16 protein-coding genes are annotated in these 15,109 nt (G+C 39.5%); all 16 read left to right on the top strand.

Features of this window, described 5'->3' with window-relative positions; genetic code table 11:
- Nucleotides 1-226 precede the first annotated feature (226 nt).
- The 16 genes from FQ204_RS04215 (at nucleotide 227) to FQ204_RS04140 (ending at nucleotide 15,040) form a co-directional block, all read left to right on the top strand.
- Complete coding sequence (locus FQ204_RS04215) at nucleotides 227-1,390, top strand: class I SAM-dependent rRNA methyltransferase (protein ID WP_144209013.1); 1,164 nt, start codon at nucleotides 227-229, stop codon at nucleotides 1,388-1,390.
- Complete coding sequence (gene aroD, locus FQ204_RS04210) at nucleotides 1,387-2,064, top strand: type I 3-dehydroquinate dehydratase (protein ID WP_144209010.1); 678 nt, start codon at nucleotides 1,387-1,389, stop codon at nucleotides 2,062-2,064. Before FQ204_RS04215 ends, aroD begins: the two co-directional genes overlap by 4 nt.
- On the top strand, nucleotides 2,054-2,908 hold the full coding sequence (locus FQ204_RS04205; protein WP_144209007.1) for a shikimate dehydrogenase: 855 nt from the start codon (nucleotides 2,054-2,056) through the stop codon (nucleotides 2,906-2,908). The genes aroD and FQ204_RS04205 overlap by 11 nt, the downstream gene beginning before the upstream one ends.
- Before the next feature lie 10 nt (nucleotides 2,909-2,918).
- Nucleotides 2,919-3,986 (top strand): 3-dehydroquinate synthase, encoded by a 1,068-nt coding sequence (gene aroB / locus FQ204_RS04200; RefSeq protein ID WP_144209004.1) that lies wholly within the window; start codon nucleotides 2,919-2,921, stop codon nucleotides 3,984-3,986.
- Nucleotides 3,987-4,019: 33 nt separating this feature from the next.
- On the top strand, nucleotides 4,020-5,186 hold the full coding sequence (aroC, locus tag FQ204_RS04195) for a chorismate synthase (protein ID WP_144209001.1): 1,167 nt from the start codon (nucleotides 4,020-4,022) through the stop codon (nucleotides 5,184-5,186).
- On the top strand, nucleotides 5,186-6,022 hold the full coding sequence (locus FQ204_RS04190; protein WP_144208998.1) for a sulfite exporter TauE/SafE family protein: 837 nt from the start codon (nucleotides 5,186-5,188) through the stop codon (nucleotides 6,020-6,022). The genes aroC and FQ204_RS04190 overlap by 1 nt, the downstream gene beginning before the upstream one ends.
- A complete protein-coding gene (locus FQ204_RS04185) occupies nucleotides 6,019-6,399 on the top strand; it encodes a DUF1634 domain-containing protein (protein ID WP_144208995.1) in 381 nt (126 codons plus the stop codon). The genes FQ204_RS04190 and FQ204_RS04185 overlap by 4 nt, the downstream gene beginning before the upstream one ends.
- Nucleotides 6,400-6,409: 10 nt before the next feature.
- Complete coding sequence (locus tag FQ204_RS04180; protein WP_144208992.1) at nucleotides 6,410-7,516, top strand: prephenate dehydrogenase; 1,107 nt, start codon at nucleotides 6,410-6,412, stop codon at nucleotides 7,514-7,516.
- Between the two features lie 12 nt (nucleotides 7,517-7,528).
- The gene (locus FQ204_RS04175) at nucleotides 7,529-7,867 is read left to right on the top strand and encodes a YlbF/YmcA family competence regulator (RefSeq protein WP_144208988.1); all 339 of its coding nucleotides are present in this window, start codon (nucleotides 7,529-7,531) and stop codon (nucleotides 7,865-7,867) included.
- Between the two features lie 212 nt (nucleotides 7,868-8,079).
- A complete protein-coding gene (locus FQ204_RS04170) occupies nucleotides 8,080-8,994 on the top strand; it encodes an L-lactate dehydrogenase (RefSeq protein WP_144208985.1) in 915 nt (304 codons plus the stop codon).
- Between the two features lie 118 nt (nucleotides 8,995-9,112).
- A complete protein-coding gene (gene aroA, locus FQ204_RS04165) occupies nucleotides 9,113-10,396 on the top strand; it encodes a 3-phosphoshikimate 1-carboxyvinyltransferase (protein ID WP_144208983.1) in 1,284 nt (427 codons plus the stop codon).
- Nucleotides 10,389-10,865 carry a shikimate kinase gene (locus FQ204_RS04160; protein ID WP_144208980.1) on the top strand — a complete coding sequence of 159 codons (477 nt, stop codon included), beginning with the start codon at nucleotides 10,389-10,391 and terminating at the stop codon, nucleotides 10,863-10,865. The genes aroA and FQ204_RS04160 overlap by 8 nt, the downstream gene beginning before the upstream one ends.
- Nucleotides 10,862-11,695 (top strand): prephenate dehydratase, encoded by an 834-nt coding sequence (gene pheA / locus FQ204_RS04155; RefSeq protein WP_144208977.1) that lies wholly within the window; start codon nucleotides 10,862-10,864, stop codon nucleotides 11,693-11,695. The genes FQ204_RS04160 and pheA overlap by 4 nt, the downstream gene beginning before the upstream one ends.
- A 12-nt stretch (nucleotides 11,696-11,707) precedes the next feature.
- Nucleotides 11,708-13,042, top strand: a complete 1,335-nt coding sequence (locus FQ204_RS04150; RefSeq protein ID WP_144208974.1) for an LCP family protein — start codon at nucleotides 11,708-11,710, stop codon at nucleotides 13,040-13,042.
- Nucleotides 13,043-13,117: 75 nt separating this feature from the next.
- Complete coding sequence (rlmD, locus tag FQ204_RS04145) at nucleotides 13,118-14,749, top strand: 23S rRNA (uracil(1939)-C(5))-methyltransferase RlmD (protein WP_144208971.1); 1,632 nt, start codon at nucleotides 13,118-13,120, stop codon at nucleotides 14,747-14,749.
- Nucleotides 14,750-14,767: 18 nt separating this feature from the next.
- Nucleotides 14,768-15,040, top strand: coding sequence for a CD1845 family protein (locus FQ204_RS04140; protein WP_144208969.1), 273 nt, complete (start codon nucleotides 14,768-14,770; stop codon nucleotides 15,038-15,040).
- The last annotated feature ends 69 nt before the right edge of the window (nucleotides 15,041-15,109 follow it).

Below are 15,109 nucleotides of genomic sequence, written 5' to 3'. Positions count from 1 at the left end.
CCACGAAAATGTTTAGCTTACAGAACTGCTTATGAAGCTCTAGTGGATGAGTTAGAGTAAATGTTGCACTTATTCTTGCAATTTATCTCAGATAAAAAATAGAGTGAGATTTTTTATAGATTGAGAATAAATGGAATTTTTACAAATAATCACTTTTTTGCAATCATTTTGTAATAAGTAATACATTTTTTTGAGAAAATTCATAACATTTGATATAATAGAGCTTATGAAACAGCTTACGATTCCTGCCTATATTGAAGAAAACATAAAAAAAGGACAATTTGTTTTAGAAAAACAAGATTTTCCTTCTCTTCCTTTTCATCATCAAGTTGTAGAACTGATCAATACGAAAGGACAATTTGTAGGTCTTGCATACTTATCAGAGCAAAACAAGGGTATTGGCTGGTTTATTTCACAGAAGAAAGTAACTTTAGATGTCTCGTTTTTCTGTCAGTTATTCCAATCTGCGAAAGAAAAACGACAAGTTTATCAAAAATCTGAAAAGACGACAGCTTATCGCCTTTTTAATCAAGAAGGAGATGGATTTGGTGGTTTTACAATAGATTTGTATCAAGAGTATGCTGTCTTTTCTTGGTATAATCTCTTTGTTTACGAAATTAAGGATACCATTGTTCAAGCGTTTCAACAGGTCTTTCCAGAAGTTACAGGAGCGTATGAGAAAATTCGTTTCAAGGGTTTGAATGTTGACTCCGCTCATTTGTATGGGCAAGAAGCGCCAGCATTTTTTACGATTTTAGAAAATGGTGTTCGCTATCAAGTGTTTTTAAACGATGGATTGATGACGGGAATTTTCCTCGATCAGCATGAGGTGCGTGGTAGCTTGGTAGACGGTCTAGCAGCTGGCAAGTCTTTGTTAAATATGTTTTCCTATACAGCAGCCTTTTCGGTAGCGGCAGCCATAGGAGGAGCCAGTCAGACGACCTCCGTTGATTTAGCAAAACGAAGTCGTGAGTTATCTGAAGCGCATTTTAGAGAGAATGGCTTGGATTTAAGTCACCATACATTTTTTGTGATGGATGTATTTGACTACTTTAGATATGCTAAGCGGCATGGTTTGACCTATGATGTGATTGTGTTAGATCCGCCGAGTTTTGCAAGAAATAAAAAACAAACTTTTTCAGTGGCGAAGGATTATCATAAGTTGATTGCTCAGTCTTTGGAAATTTTAAATCCCCATGGAATGATTATTGCTAGTACGAATGCTGCGAATATTTCACGCAGTAAGTTTAAAAAAGAAATCGAAAAAGGTTTTGCAGGAATAAAGCACCGTTATCTGAAAGAATACGGTTTGCCAGCAGATTTTACTTATAATAAAAAAGATGAAAGAAGTAATTACCTCAAGGTATTTACCATTAAGGTGGAAAAATGAAATTAGTCGTATCAGTGATGCCGAAAAATTTAGAGGAAGCGCAGAACATTGATAGCTCGCGTTATGATGACGCAGACATTATTGAGTGGCGTGCGGATTTTTTAGCAAAAGATGAAATTCTGACTGTTGCGCCTGCTATTTTTGAAAAATTTGCTGGTCGTGAATTGATTTTCACTTTGAGAACAATTAGCGAAGGTGGAAATATTGAATTGACGAGTGATGAATATATTTCTACCATCAAGGAAGTTTCAACGATTTATCAGCCGGATTATATTGATTTTGAATATTTTTCTCATAAAGATAGATTTGAGGAAATGTTAGATTTTCCAAATCTTGTTTTGAGCTATCATAATTTTGAAGAAACGCCTGAAAATATGATGGAAATTTTATCTGAATTGACAAGTTTGACTCCAAAAGTAGTAAAGGTTTCTGTTATGGCGCGCAGCGAGCAAGATGTTCTAGACTTGATGAACTATACGCGTGGCTTTAAAACCTTAAATCCAGATCAGGATTTTGTGACTATTTCCATGGGACAAATTGGAAAAATTTCACGAATAACAGCAGATTTGACAGGCTCTAGTTGGTCGTTTGCTAGTTTAGATGAGCCTAGTGCGCCAGGTCAAATTTCTCTTGCCAGTATGAAACAAATTCAGGAGATTTTGAATGAAAATTGACGGCTATACTCGTTTAGCGGCAGTTGTTGCCAATCCAATCAAGCACAGTATTTCTCCTTTTATCCATAATGTAGCATTTGAGCAAACGGGTGTTAATGGTGTTTATGTGGCTTGGGAAATCTCACAGGATGACTTGAAAGCAACTGTTGAAAATATTCGCCGCTATAATATGTTTGGAATCAATTTGTCCATGCCTTATAAACAGGCTGTGATTCCTTTTTTAGATGAAGTGACACCTGCTGCGCAGATGATTGGAGCAGTGAATACTGTCGTGAATCAACATGGAAAATTGATTGGTTATAACACAGATGGCAAGGGATTTTTTATGAGCTTGCCTTCTTTTGTCATCAAAAGCAAAAAAATGGTCATGCTTGGAGCTGGCGGAGCTGCAACAGCGATTATTGTACAGGCTGTTTTGGATGGTGCTGAGGAGATTTTTGTGTTTACGCGCCAGTCCTCTTTTAAACGCGTTTCACAAAAAATGAAGGATATTCAGCAGAAAACTGTAACGAAGATTTGGGTATTACCATTAGAAAATCAAGAATTATTGCAAGAAAAAATTAACGTTTCTGCTTTATTGGTCAATGGTACCAGTCTAGGAATGGACGGAGAGACTTTACCGTTACCAAGCAGTATTTATTTACCACATTCACTTCTTGTGGCAGATGTGATTTACCAGCCGTTTGAAACCCCATTTTTAAAATGGGCAAAAGGACAAGATGTTGAAGTAGTGAATGGCTTGGGAATGTTGTTGTATCAGGCGGCAGAAGCATTCAAATTATGGACAGGAAAAGAAATGCCAACTAAAGAAATTTGGCAGGCATTGGAAAAGAAGTACAAATAAGGAGTTGCCTATGAAATTAAATGTGAATATCCCCAATCATCCTTACGATATTATCATTGAAAAAGGGACTTTAGCCAAAGCTGGAGAATGGCTGGCAAGACTGTGGTCAGCTCAAAAAGTCGTTGTCATCACAGATAATCATGTAGCAAGTCTGTATGCTGAAACAGTTAAACATAGCTTAGAAGTTGCTGGCTTTGAAGTGTTTGTGTTTGATTTTCTGGAAGGTGAAGCTAGTAAAAATTTAACAACGGTCAATAAAGTTTATGAATTTCTCGCTAAAGTAGGGATGACCCGCAGTGATGGTATTGTTGCCTTGGGTGGCGGTGTGGTCGGTGATTTGGCTGGCTTTGCGGCTTCAACTTATATGCGAGGCATTCATTTTGTACAGATACCGACGAGTTTGACGGCTCAGGTAGATTCTTCGATTGGTGGGAAAACAGGAGTCAATACGCCGTGGGCTAAGAACATGGTAGGTACTTTTACTCAGCCGGACGGGGTTCTGATTGACCCAGAAGTTTTAAAGACTTTAGGACAACGTGAATTGATTGAAGGCATGGGAGAGGTCATCAAGTATGGTCTGATTGAGGACGTGGAGCTATGGCAAGAACTGTCTGACATGGACGGTAGTCCAGAGTCCATTTTGGAGCATGCAGAAAGTATCATCTATCATTCTTGCAATGTCAAACGAAAGCTAGTAGTGGAAGACGAGCTTGACAATGGTGTGCGCCTTTATCTAAACTTTGGACACACGATTGGTCATGCGGTGGAGGCGACTGCTGGTTATGGCAAAGTCATGCATGGAGAAGCTGTGGCTATTGGAATGGTTCAGGTAGCGCGTGTAGCAGAAAAAGAAAAGCTAATGCCTAAAGGAATTACCACAGATATTGAGCAGATGTGTCGCAAATTTGGACTTCCAGTTGATTATCAACCTTGGCGACAAGAAGAGCTCTATCAAGCCTTGCTTCATGATAAGAAAGCTCGGGGCAAGACAATCAAATTAGTCATTGTTCCAGAATTGGGCAGGGCAGCCATTCATCAGATTCCTTTAGAAGAGATGAAAGATTATTTAGAAAAGTAAGTGCTAAATAGAAACAACAGACGAGGTAATGAAATGAGATATTTAACTGCTGGGGAGTCACATGGACCGCGTTTAACAGCTATCATTGAAGGAGTGCCAGCTGGGCTTCCTTTGACAGCAGACTATATCAATGCAGAGTTGAAACGCCGTCAGGGCGGATACGGTCGTGGAGCTCGTATGAAAATAGAGAGTGACAAAGTGGAAATTACTTCTGGTGTTCGGCATGGGCGAACCATGGGGGGACCGATTACACTCAATGTGACCAATCTAGATCATCAAAAATGGTTGGATATTATGAATGTAGCAGATGTGGATGACAAGAAAAAAGAGCTGCGTAAGATTACCAAACCTCGTCCGGGTCATGCAGATTTGGTCGGCGGTATAAAATATCGTTTTAACGACTTACGCAATTCATTGGAGCGCTCTTCTGCACGTGAAACGACCATGCGGGTTGTGGTGGGGGCGGTTGCTAAACGGCTCTTAGAAGAAATCGGAGTTGAGATAGCTAGCCATATCGTAACTTTCGGTGGCATTGACATTGAGGTTCCGAAAAATCTGACCGTTTCTGAAATCAAGAAACGTGCTCGTCAGTCAGAAGTTTCGATTGTCAATCCAGAACGTGAAGAGGAAATCAAAGCCTATATTGATCAAATTAAGAAAGATGGCGATACGATTGGCGGAATTGTTGAAACCATTGTCGGTGGTGTGCCAGTTGGACTAGGTTCCTATGTTCAATGGGATAGAAAGCTAGATGCTAAAATTGCTCAAGGAGTGGTTTCTATCAATGCATTTAAAGGTGTGGAATTTGGACTTGGTTTTGAAGCAGGGCGGCTTAAGGGCAGTCAGGTGATGGATGAAATAATCTGGTCTAAAGAGGATGGCTTTACTCGTCGTACCAACAATTTGGGCGGTTTCGAGGGCGGTATGACCAACGGAGAACCTATCGTAGTACGCGGAGTGATGAAGCCGATTCCAACTCTCTACAAGCCACTTATGAGCGTTGATATTGAGACACATGAGTCTTATAAGGCAACAGTAGAACGGAGTGATCCGACAGCTTTGCCAGCTGCTGGTGTTGTTATGGAAGCTGTTGTTGCAACAGTGCTTGCAACTGAGGTTTTGGAGAAATTCTCTTCGGATAATTTGGAAGAATTAAAAGCAGCGGTTCAACAACACCGTGATTATGTGAAGGTATTTTAATGTTCACCTATATGTTTACGATGGCTTTGGTCGGAATTTTTGCGGGAATTTTGGGAGCTTTGTTAGGACTTGGAGGTGGAATTGTTATTACGCCTGTGCTTACTCTTTTATTTGGAGTAGACATCAAATATGCAGTCGGAGCTTCTATTATTGCGGTTTTAGCGACTAGTTCAGGCTCTGCGATTGCCTATCTAAAAGATGACATGCTCAATCTGCGAATTGCCATGTTTTTGGAAATTTTTACGACTTTAGGAGCCTTTGTAGGTGCAATGTTATCAGTGATAACAGATTCACAGATTCTTTTTTTGCTTTACGGAGCTCTCATGCTTTTTCAGGCATTTAATATATACCAGAAGATTCGTGCTAAAAAGGAAGTTCAGACTGTGAGCCACAATGATGCCATTGCTGAGAAATTAAATCTCGGTGGTGAATATTTTGACAAAGGCCTCAATCAAACAATCAAGTATCAAGTAACCAATGTTCCTGGTGGCTCTATTGTCATGTTTTTTGCTGGCGTTATGTCTGCACTTTTAGGAATTGGTGCAGGAGCTTTCAAGGTCTTGGCTATGGATACTGTTATGAAAATGCCTTTAAAAGCTAGTTCAGCGACTTCTAACTTTATGATGGGAGTGACAGGAACGGCTTCAGCTATCTTTTATCTTTTTGTCGGGCAAATCAATCCGGTATTGGTTACGCCAATCGCCTTAGGTGTTTTAGCAGGTTCTTTCATTGGAAGTCGTATCATGCCTTATGTGCCTGTAAAAGTATTGCGCTGGATTTTTCTAGTTGCTTTATTAGCCCTTGGCATGCAAATGTTTATACGAGGTATGAAATGACAGATAAAATGCAGGAAGAAAAAGAGCAGCTGGATTTGGTCATGGGGAAAATTCTTCGCATAGGGATTTTTCTCTCCATTCTTTTTATGTTTATTGGCTTGGTTCTTTACCTTTTTAGTGGTCAGCAGGTCATTTCTTTAAAAAATTTGGAACAGTTTAATCCAGTTGCCTATGTGAAGAGCCATTCCATTTTTGATGCAGTGACGTTTATGTTGTTAGGGGCTTTTATGCTTATTTTGACACCGATTTTTCGAGTGATTTCAACATTTATCATTTTTGTTAAAACAAAAGATAAAATGTATACGATTTTCACAGCGATTGTTATGGTTATTATTTTGGTGTCTATTATTCTAGGATTTATCATTGAGCCAAAGTAAAGGAGTGAGGATGGAAAAGAAAGTTATTTATATTGCGGGTCTTGGTTTGATTGGTGCATCAATCGCACTTGGAATCCGACGTGATCATCCAGACTATACTATATTAGGTTACAATCGTGGAGAGGAATCTCGAAAAATTGCCCTTGAAAAAGGCATGGTGGATCAAGTGACCGATCAATTTGCTGAATTTGCTCCTCTGGCAGATGTGATTATTCTTGCTGTCCCTATCAAGCAAACCATTGAGTTTATCAGGCAATTAGCAACTCTAGATTTGAAAAAAGATGTGATTATCTCAGATGCAGGCTCTACCAAAGCTGAAATTGTAGCTACTGCTGAAGAAGCTCTAAAGGAGAAAACCATTCGCTTTATAGGTGCCCATCCGATGGCTGGTAGCCATAAGTCAGGTGCTAGTGCAGCAGATGTAAACCTCTTTGAAAATGCCTATTATATTTTTACTCCGTCTCATTTGACGAAAGAGGGCACGATAGCAGAAATGAAGAATCTCTTATCTGGTCTGCATGCTCGCTTTATCGAGATTGATGCCACAGAACACGATCGTGTCACCAGTCAAATTAGCCATTTTCCGCATATTCTCGCTTCTAGTCTTATGGATCAAGCCGCTGCCTATACTCAACGGCACGAAATGACACAGCATTTCGCTGCTGGGGGATTCCGTGATATGACACGGATTGCAGAAAGTGAGCCGGGCATGTGGACTTCGATTTTGTTGACAAATCCAGATGCCATTTTAGAGAGGATAGAGGATTTTAAGAAACGCTTGGATACCATTTCAGGTGCCATTCAGAATAAAAATGAAGATGTAATTTGGAATTTCTTTCAGCATGGTCGCCAAGTGCGAAAAGCTATGGAAATCCATAAGAGAGCAGGTGTGGATAGTTTTTATGACATTTTCATCAATGTTCCCGATGAAGAAGATGCTATTTTAGGAGTATTGGAACTTTTAAGGGGAACATCTATTGTTAATATTCACATCAATGAAGAAAATCGCGAAGATATTAACGGAATTTTGCAAATCACCTTTAAAAATCGTGAAGATTTGGAAAAATCTGCTAAAATAATAAGAGAAAAGACCCCATATCAAGTCTTTTTAGATTAAGGAGGAAATACAATGTCAAATATTTATGATTTAGCAAATGAATTAAGCCGTACTCTGCGTGACCTTCCTGAGTACAAAGCCGTTGTCGAAAGCAAAAAAGCAGTAGATGCTGATAGCGAAGCAAAGAGTCTTTTGAAAGATTATCTAGCTTTCCAGCAAGAACTGCAAGTCATGGCGCAATCAGGTCAAATGCCAACGCAAGAAGTGCAAGATAAGATGAAATCGTTTGGGGATAAGATTCAAGGCAATCCTGCTCTGACTGAATTTTTCAATAAACAACAACAGTTGTCTATTTACTTGGCTGATATTGAACGCATCATTTTTGATCCAGTTCAAGAATTGTTGAAATAAAGGTTACGATACAAGCTGGTGCAAATTTAGCCCAGCTTTTTATGTGCATGAAATCCATAGGAGAAGAAAGGATTCAACAAATGTGCGAATTTTCTGCATATTTTAGGAAAATACTTGTATTTTGATGATTTCTGAGTATAATGAAATGTATCAACTAGACAGATTTTCAGTTTAATGATGAAGCTGAACAGTGTATTTTATGGAGGTGCTTTATGTCACGTAAAATTGCGATTATTGGTATGGGAAATGTTGGTGCCGCAGTCGCGCATGGTCTGATTGCGCAAGGTGCTTTTGATGATTATGTCTTGATTGATAAAAATGAAGCGAAAGTCAAAGCAGATGCACTTGACTTTCAGGACGCCGCAGCCAATTTGAATCATCATGCGAATATTATTGTTAATGATTATCAGGCGTTGGCAGATGCGGATGTGGTGGTGTCAGCACTGGGCAATATCAAATTACAAGATAACCCCAACGCTGATCGATTTGCTGAATTACCTTTTACGTCTAAGGAAGTCCCTTTTGTTGCTGAACAATTGAAAAAAGTTGGATTTACAGGGATTATCATTGTTATTAGTAATCCAGTAGATGTCATTACCAGTCTTTATCAGCACTATACTGGTCTGCCTAAAGAGCGCGTTATTGGAACAGGAACGCTGCTAGACACAGCTCGTATGAAACGTGCAGTTGGTGTTCGCTTTGGTGTTGACCCTCGAAGCGTTTATGGCTACAATCTTGGAGAACATGGGAATTCTCAATTTACAGCTTGGAGCCAAGTACGGATAAAAGGGCAACCGATTTCTACATTTGCTTCAGTCGAGGAGTTGGATGAGATTGCTCTAGAAGCCCTTAAAGGAGGGCATACCGTCTTTTATGGCAAAAAATACACATCTTATGGTATTGCGAGCGCAGCTATCCGTTTAGCAGTAGCTCTTGTATCAGATTCACATGAAGAATTGCCGGTGTCAAATTATTATCAACCATTAGACACGTACTTGAGTTATCCAGCGATTGTAGGGCGTGAGGGAATTCTTGAGCAAGTCAAACTTAGTTTAACGGAAAAAGAGAAAGAAAAATTAGCTTACTCTGCACAATTCATCAAGCAAAAATTTGCAGAAAGTTTATAATTCTAAGAGGGTGAGGAAAAGTTGAATTCTACGAAATGAAGCTTTTTCCCCGCTCCCTTTTGTTTCCCTTCTCTTTTTATGGTACAATATGTAAAAAGAATCAGGTATGAGGTTTTCTATGCAGTTACGTACAAATGCGAAGGGGTTAGCTGGGTGCATTCGTGTGCCAGGTGATAAGTCTATTAGTCATCGATCGATTATGTTTGGTAGTTTGGCTAAGGGAGTGACAACGGTTCACGATATTTTGCGTGGTGAAGACGTCCTATCCACCATGCAAGTTTTTCGTGATTTAGGTGTTCAAATTGAAGATGACGGCAATGTAGTAACGATTCATGGTGTGGGCTTTGCTGGTCTTCAAGCGCCGACAAACAAACTGAATATGGGAAATTCTGGAACCTCCATTCGCTTGATTTCAGGTGTATTAGCTGGGCAAGATTTTGCAGCGGAAATGTTTGGTGATGATAGTTTATCTAAACGTCCCATGGACCGCATAACGATTCCTCTTCGTCAAATGGGGGTGCAAATCGCTGGGCGAACCAAGCGTGATTTGCCACCGCTCACCATTCATGGGAATAAGAACTTACAGCCTATTCATTACACCTTGCCTGTGGCATCCGCTCAGGTTAAATCTGCTTTGATATTTGCGGCTTTACAAGCTCAAGGCGAGTCTGTCATTGTTGAAAAAGAAATGACCCGCAATCATACAGAAGATATGATTAAACAATTTGGTGGTCAGATTTTTGTCAATGGAAAGGAAATCCGCGTTCAAGGTGGGCAAGAGTTTACTGGGCAGAACGTGTTGGTACCAGGAGATATTTCTAGTGCGGCTTTCTGGATAGTAGCAGGACTTATCGTTCCTAATTCTAAGATTATTTTGGAAAATGTCGGTATCAATGAAACACGAACTGGCATTTTGGATGTTGTTAAAGCTATGGGTGGAAATATAAACTTGTCCAATGTAGACAAAGTTGCTAAGTCCGCTACCATAACGATAGAGACATCTGAATTAGTCGGCACAGAAATTGGCGGAGAAATTATTCCACGTTTAATTGATGAATTGCCAATCATTGCACTTCTAGCCACTCAAGCTAAGGGGCAAACGGTGATTCGTGATGCGGAGGAATTAAAAGTAAAAGAAACAGACCGTATCCAAGTTGTGGCAGATACACTAAATAGCATGGGGGCTGATATTACTCCGACAGAAGACGGCATGATTATCAAAGGGAAAACATCTCTTCACGGTGCTAAAGTTCATACATTTGGCGACCACCGAATTGGCATGATGACGGCTATTGCAGCTCTTTTGGTAAAGGACGGTCAAGTCGAGTTGGAGCGCGCCGAAGCTATCAATACGAGCTATCCAAATTTCTTTGCTGATTTGGAGGACTTACTTCATGGCTAAGATTTTGATTGGTTTCATGGGGGCTGGAAAGTCAACGATTGCTAGCTTGCTAGATGAAAATTTTATCGATATGGATGAGCTTTTGTCAGAAAGACTGGAAATGCCGATTAAAGAATATTTTGAGCAGTATGGCGAAGCAGCTTTTCGGCAAAAAGAAAGTGAATTATTAAAAGAATTGCTACAGTCAGACCAAGTCATCTCAACCGGTGGCGGCATCATCAGCAATGCTCAAAATCGCGAGTTGTTAAAGAAGAACGCTGAAAATATTTATTTAAAAACAGATTTTGAGACGCTTTACCAGCGCCTTGAAGAGGATCAAGAACACCAGCGCCCACTTTATTTAAATAATAGCAAAGCTGATTTGAAAAATCTTTTTGATCAACGTCAGACTTGGTATGAAGAAGTGGCTACAAAAGTTATTGATGTGACTACTTTAACGCCAAAACAAATCGTGGAGGTGCTGCAATGAAAGTTGGATTTTTAGGTCCGAAAGGTTCTTTTTCTCATCATGTAGCGCAAGAAGCCTTTCCGACAGATATTTTGGTTGCTTTTGAGAATATTACAGAAGTGGTAAAAGCCTACGAAACAGGTGAAGTGGATTATTCTGTAGTGCCAGTTGAAAATTCAATTGAAGGAAGCGTTCATGAAACATTGGACTATCTTTTTCATCAGGCAGCCATTCATGCTGTGGCAGAAATCGTTCAGCCAATCAAACAACAATTATTGGCAACGACAGTAGATAAGCCAGTAGAAAAAATCTTTTCTCATCCGCAGGCGATTGCACAGGGGAAAAAATATGTTCGCCAGCATTATCCACAAGCTAAAATCGAAATAACAGCTAGCACAGCTTATGCGGCACGCTTTGTGGCTCAGCATCCAGAAGAAAATTATGCAGCCATTGCACCAAGGAGTGCAGCTAATGAATATGGTCTGCAGATTATTGCAGAAGATATTCAAGAAATGGACGAGAATTTCACCCGTTTTTGGTTGCTAGGACAGTCGATTCCAGATTTGCCATTATATCCTAAGGAAAAGAAAATAACGCTTGCGTTGACTTTGCCAGACAATTTACCCGGTGCTTTATACAAAGCTCTTGCAACTTTTGCTTGGCGGGGAATTGATTTGACAAAGATTGAAAGCCGCCCGTTGAAGACAGCATTGGGAGAATATTTTTTCATTGTGGACATCAATAATGAAAAAGAAAATTTGGTGTCGTTTGCGATGAAAGAGTTAGAAGCAATTGGCATTACTTATAAAATTTTAGGAAATTATACTGTTTATACTATTTCAGAAAAGTAGATTGGAGAAATTATGGGTAAAAAATCAGATAATCTCAGCCACCATGAGCAATTACGACTGGACTATCTTTACAAAAATATCCATTATTTAAATGAACGTGAGAAAAAAGAGTATCAATATCTTCTTAGAAAACAAGAAGGAAACCAAAGAATAGAGTCGATTCAGGAAATGAGAAATACCTTTTCTGACCAACAAGTGCCTGAGAATTTTGGTTATACTGAACAAGGATTGCCTCAATATCCAGAGAGAAGTCGCCGTAATAAACGAGTTAAAAAAGAGCGCGTATCAAATTATACAGCCGAAAATGTAGAAAATTCGCCCAAGCCTAAAAAGGAAAAGCGGCATAGAAAAATCCGTGTGAAACGAATTTTAGCTTGGCTTGCTGTCCTTTTGCTTCTCATTGTAGGAGGCATGCTTTTCATGTTTATAAAAGGCTTGACTGCCTCTAATGGCAATCCAAATGCCAAAGCCGCTCAAACAGAAGTCTTTAATGGGAAAGATACAAAAGACGGTGTGAATATACTTATTTTGGGCACAGATGGACGAATTGGTCAATCTTCTTCCGAGACGCGGACAGATTCGATTATGGTCTTAAATGTCGGTGGAAAAAATAAAAAAATGAAACTCGTCAGTTTTATGAGAGACACGCTCGTTCACATTGATGGAGTCAGTCAAGGATCAGGTTATGATCAAAAGTTAAATGTAGCGTATGCCATTGGGGAGCAAAATAACAATCAAGGTGCTGAATTAGTACGCCAAGTGCTGAAAGACAATTTTGATATTGACATTAAATATTATGCCTTGGTTGATTTTTCAACCTTTGCGACAGCTATTGATACCCTTTTTCCAAATGGTGTTGAAATGAATGCGAATTTTTCAACTATTGATGGTGAAAAAGTGAGTGAAGTACAGGTGCCAGACGACCTCAATATGAAAGACGGAGTGGTTCCAGAGCAGACGATTAAGGTTGGCAAACAACGAATGGACGGTCGCACGCTTTTGAATTATGCGCGTTTCCGTAAAGATGACGAAGGAGATTTTGGTCGAACACGTCGCCAACAAGAGGTGATGAGCGCGATTATTCAGCAAGTAAAAGACCCAACGAAACTCTTTACAGGTTCTGAAGCACTTGGAAAAGTATTTGCTTTAACCTCGACCAACGTTCCGTATAGTTTTTTACTAACGCACGGCTTGTCTTCTCTTACCAACGCTCGTAATGGTGTTGAAAAGGTGACCATTCCTGAAAATGGAGATTGGATAGATGCCTATGATATGTATGGTGGTCAAGGCTTACTAGTTGATTTTGAAGCCTATAAAGAAAAATTGGCACAACTTGGACTCAGATAAATGATAGAATAGAAAGTGATGATTCTGTCGCTTTCTTTTTTTGGGAAATGGCAAAGCTGATAGAAAGAGAAATATATGTTAAAAAAGAATGATGTGATAGAAGTTGAAATTGTGGATTTGAGCCATGACGGAGCAGGGGTAGCTAAGGCAGAGGGGCTGGTTTTCTTTGTGGAGAATGCCCTGCCGACAGAACGTATCCGTATGCGCATACTGAAAGTAAATAAGAAAATTGGCTTTGGCAAGGTAGAGGAATTTTTAGCAACATCTCCTTATCGTAATGAAAATGTAGATGCCGCTTACTTACGTTCAGGGATTGCTGACCTGGGGCATTTAAAATATAGTGAGCAACTGAAGTTTAAAGCCAAGCAAGTTAGAGATAGTCTTTACAAGATTGCTGGAATTACAGATATCGAAGTGGTGCCAACCCTTGGTATGGCGCAGCCACTGCGTTATCGAAATAAAGCACAGGTTCCTGTTCGCCGTGTCAATGGACAGCTGGAGACGGGATTTTTCCGAAAAAATTCGCACGATTTAATGCCAATTGAGAATTTTTATATTCAGGATCCAGTTATTGACCAAGTCGTTTTGGCAGTACGGGATTTGCTGCGTTGTTTTGACCTAAAACCTTATGATGAGAAAGAACAATCTGGTTTGATGCGCAATATTGTGGTTCGCCGTGGACATTACTCTGGTGAAATCATGGTTATTTTAGTGACAACTCGTCCCAAAATTTTCCGTATTGATCAGTTTATAGAGCGATTAGTTGCGCAATTTCCAGATATTAAATCTATCATGCAAAATATTAACAATCAGCCAGGTAATGCGATTTTTGGAAAGGAATTTCGTGTACTGTATGGACAAGATTATATTACTGACCGCATGCTAGAGAATCACTTTCAAATCGCCGCTCCAGCTTTTTACCAAGTCAATACAGAGATGGCAGAGAAATTGTATCAAACGGCGATTGATTTTGCTGAGTTGAATACAGAGGATATTGTAGTGGATGCCTATTCAGGGATTGGTACCATTGGATTGTCAGTTGCGAAACACGTCAAAGAAGTCTATGGCGTGGAGGTTATCCCTCAAGCAGTTGAAAATAGCAAAAAGAATGCTGAGCTCAATGGCATTAGCAATGCCCATTATGTTTGTGATTCAGCAGAAAATGCTATGGAAAGCTGGTACAAACAGGGAATCAGACCTGATGTGATTTTGGTTGACCCACCGCGCAAGGGCCTGACAGAAAGCTTTATCAAATCAAGCGTCAGCATGAATCCAAAGAAACTCATCTACATATCCTGTAATGTAGCCACCATGGCGCGTGATATTAAGCTCTATCAAGAACTGGGGTACAAACTCACAAAAGTGCAACCCGTGGATTTATTTCCGCAGACGCATCATGTTGAGACGGTAGCATTATTGTCCAAACTTGATGTCGATAAGCATATAGATGTTGAAATTAAGCTGGATGAGCTTGATTTGACAAGTGCTGAAAGTAAGGCTACTTATGCACAAATCAAAGAATATATATTAGAAAAATTCAATTTAAAGGTTTCGACACTCTATATTGCTCAGATTAAAAAGAAATGTGGTATTGAATTAAGGGAGCATTATAATAAATCAAAAAAAGAGAAACAAGTTATTCCACAATGCACACCGGAAAAAGAGGAAGCTATTATGGATGCGTTAAGGCATTTTAAAATGATTTAGTAGAAATGGAGGGTATTTATGAGATGGATAATAAAAATAATCTTGTTTCCAATTAGCTTGGTGTTAAGTATCCTCACAGCTTTTCTAACATTCCTGCTCGGCATAGGAACAACTATTCTTTACCTTTTGATGTTGATGTGTATAGTTGCTACGATAGGCTCATTTATACAAAAAGATGTATCACTTGGTATAGAAGCTTTGGTATTAAGTTTTTTATTAAGCCCATACGGAATACCGATGGTTGGAGCAGTAGTTATAGCTTTTTTAGAAAGTGATAAATTGCAAGAATAAGTGCAACATTTACTCTAACTCATCCACTAGAGCTTCATAAGCAGTTCTGTAAGCTAAACATTTTCGTGG

Source organism: Streptococcus constellatus (assembly GCF_902167705.1).
GTDB classification, from domain to species: domain Bacteria; phylum Bacillota; class Bacilli; order Lactobacillales; family Streptococcaceae; genus Streptococcus; species Streptococcus constellatus_A.
The sequence above is the reverse complement of the archived record's forward strand: the minus strand, read 5'-3'. Positions and strand labels throughout refer to the sequence as shown.

Coding starts and splice junctions, on each gene's coding strand:
- FQ204_RS04215 (WP_144209013.1), top strand. CDS start 227: ATGAAACAGCTTACGATTCCTGCCTATATTGAAGAAAACATAAAAAAA.
- aroD (WP_144209010.1), top strand. CDS start 1,387: ATGAAATTAGTCGTATCAGTGATGCCGAAAAATTTAGAGGAAGCGCAG.
- FQ204_RS04205 (WP_144209007.1), top strand. CDS start 2,054: ATGAAAATTGACGGCTATACTCGTTTAGCGGCAGTTGTTGCCAATCCA.
- aroB (WP_144209004.1), top strand. CDS start 2,919: ATGAAATTAAATGTGAATATCCCCAATCATCCTTACGATATTATCATT.
- aroC (WP_144209001.1), top strand. CDS start 4,020: ATGAGATATTTAACTGCTGGGGAGTCACATGGACCGCGTTTAACAGCT.
- FQ204_RS04190 (WP_144208998.1), top strand. CDS start 5,186: ATGTTCACCTATATGTTTACGATGGCTTTGGTCGGAATTTTTGCGGGA.
- FQ204_RS04185 (WP_144208995.1), top strand. CDS start 6,019: ATGACAGATAAAATGCAGGAAGAAAAAGAGCAGCTGGATTTGGTCATG.
- FQ204_RS04180 (WP_144208992.1), top strand. CDS start 6,410: ATGGAAAAGAAAGTTATTTATATTGCGGGTCTTGGTTTGATTGGTGCA.
- FQ204_RS04175 (WP_144208988.1), top strand. CDS start 7,529: ATGTCAAATATTTATGATTTAGCAAATGAATTAAGCCGTACTCTGCGT.
- FQ204_RS04170 (WP_144208985.1), top strand. CDS start 8,080: ATGTCACGTAAAATTGCGATTATTGGTATGGGAAATGTTGGTGCCGCA.
- aroA (WP_144208983.1), top strand. CDS start 9,113: ATGCAGTTACGTACAAATGCGAAGGGGTTAGCTGGGTGCATTCGTGTG.
- FQ204_RS04160 (WP_144208980.1), top strand. CDS start 10,389: ATGGCTAAGATTTTGATTGGTTTCATGGGGGCTGGAAAGTCAACGATT.
- pheA (WP_144208977.1), top strand. CDS start 10,862: ATGAAAGTTGGATTTTTAGGTCCGAAAGGTTCTTTTTCTCATCATGTA.
- FQ204_RS04150 (WP_144208974.1), top strand. CDS start 11,708: ATGGGTAAAAAATCAGATAATCTCAGCCACCATGAGCAATTACGACTG.
- rlmD (WP_144208971.1), top strand. CDS start 13,118: ATGTTAAAAAAGAATGATGTGATAGAAGTTGAAATTGTGGATTTGAGC.
- FQ204_RS04140 (WP_144208969.1), top strand. CDS start 14,768: ATGAGATGGATAATAAAAATAATCTTGTTTCCAATTAGCTTGGTGTTA.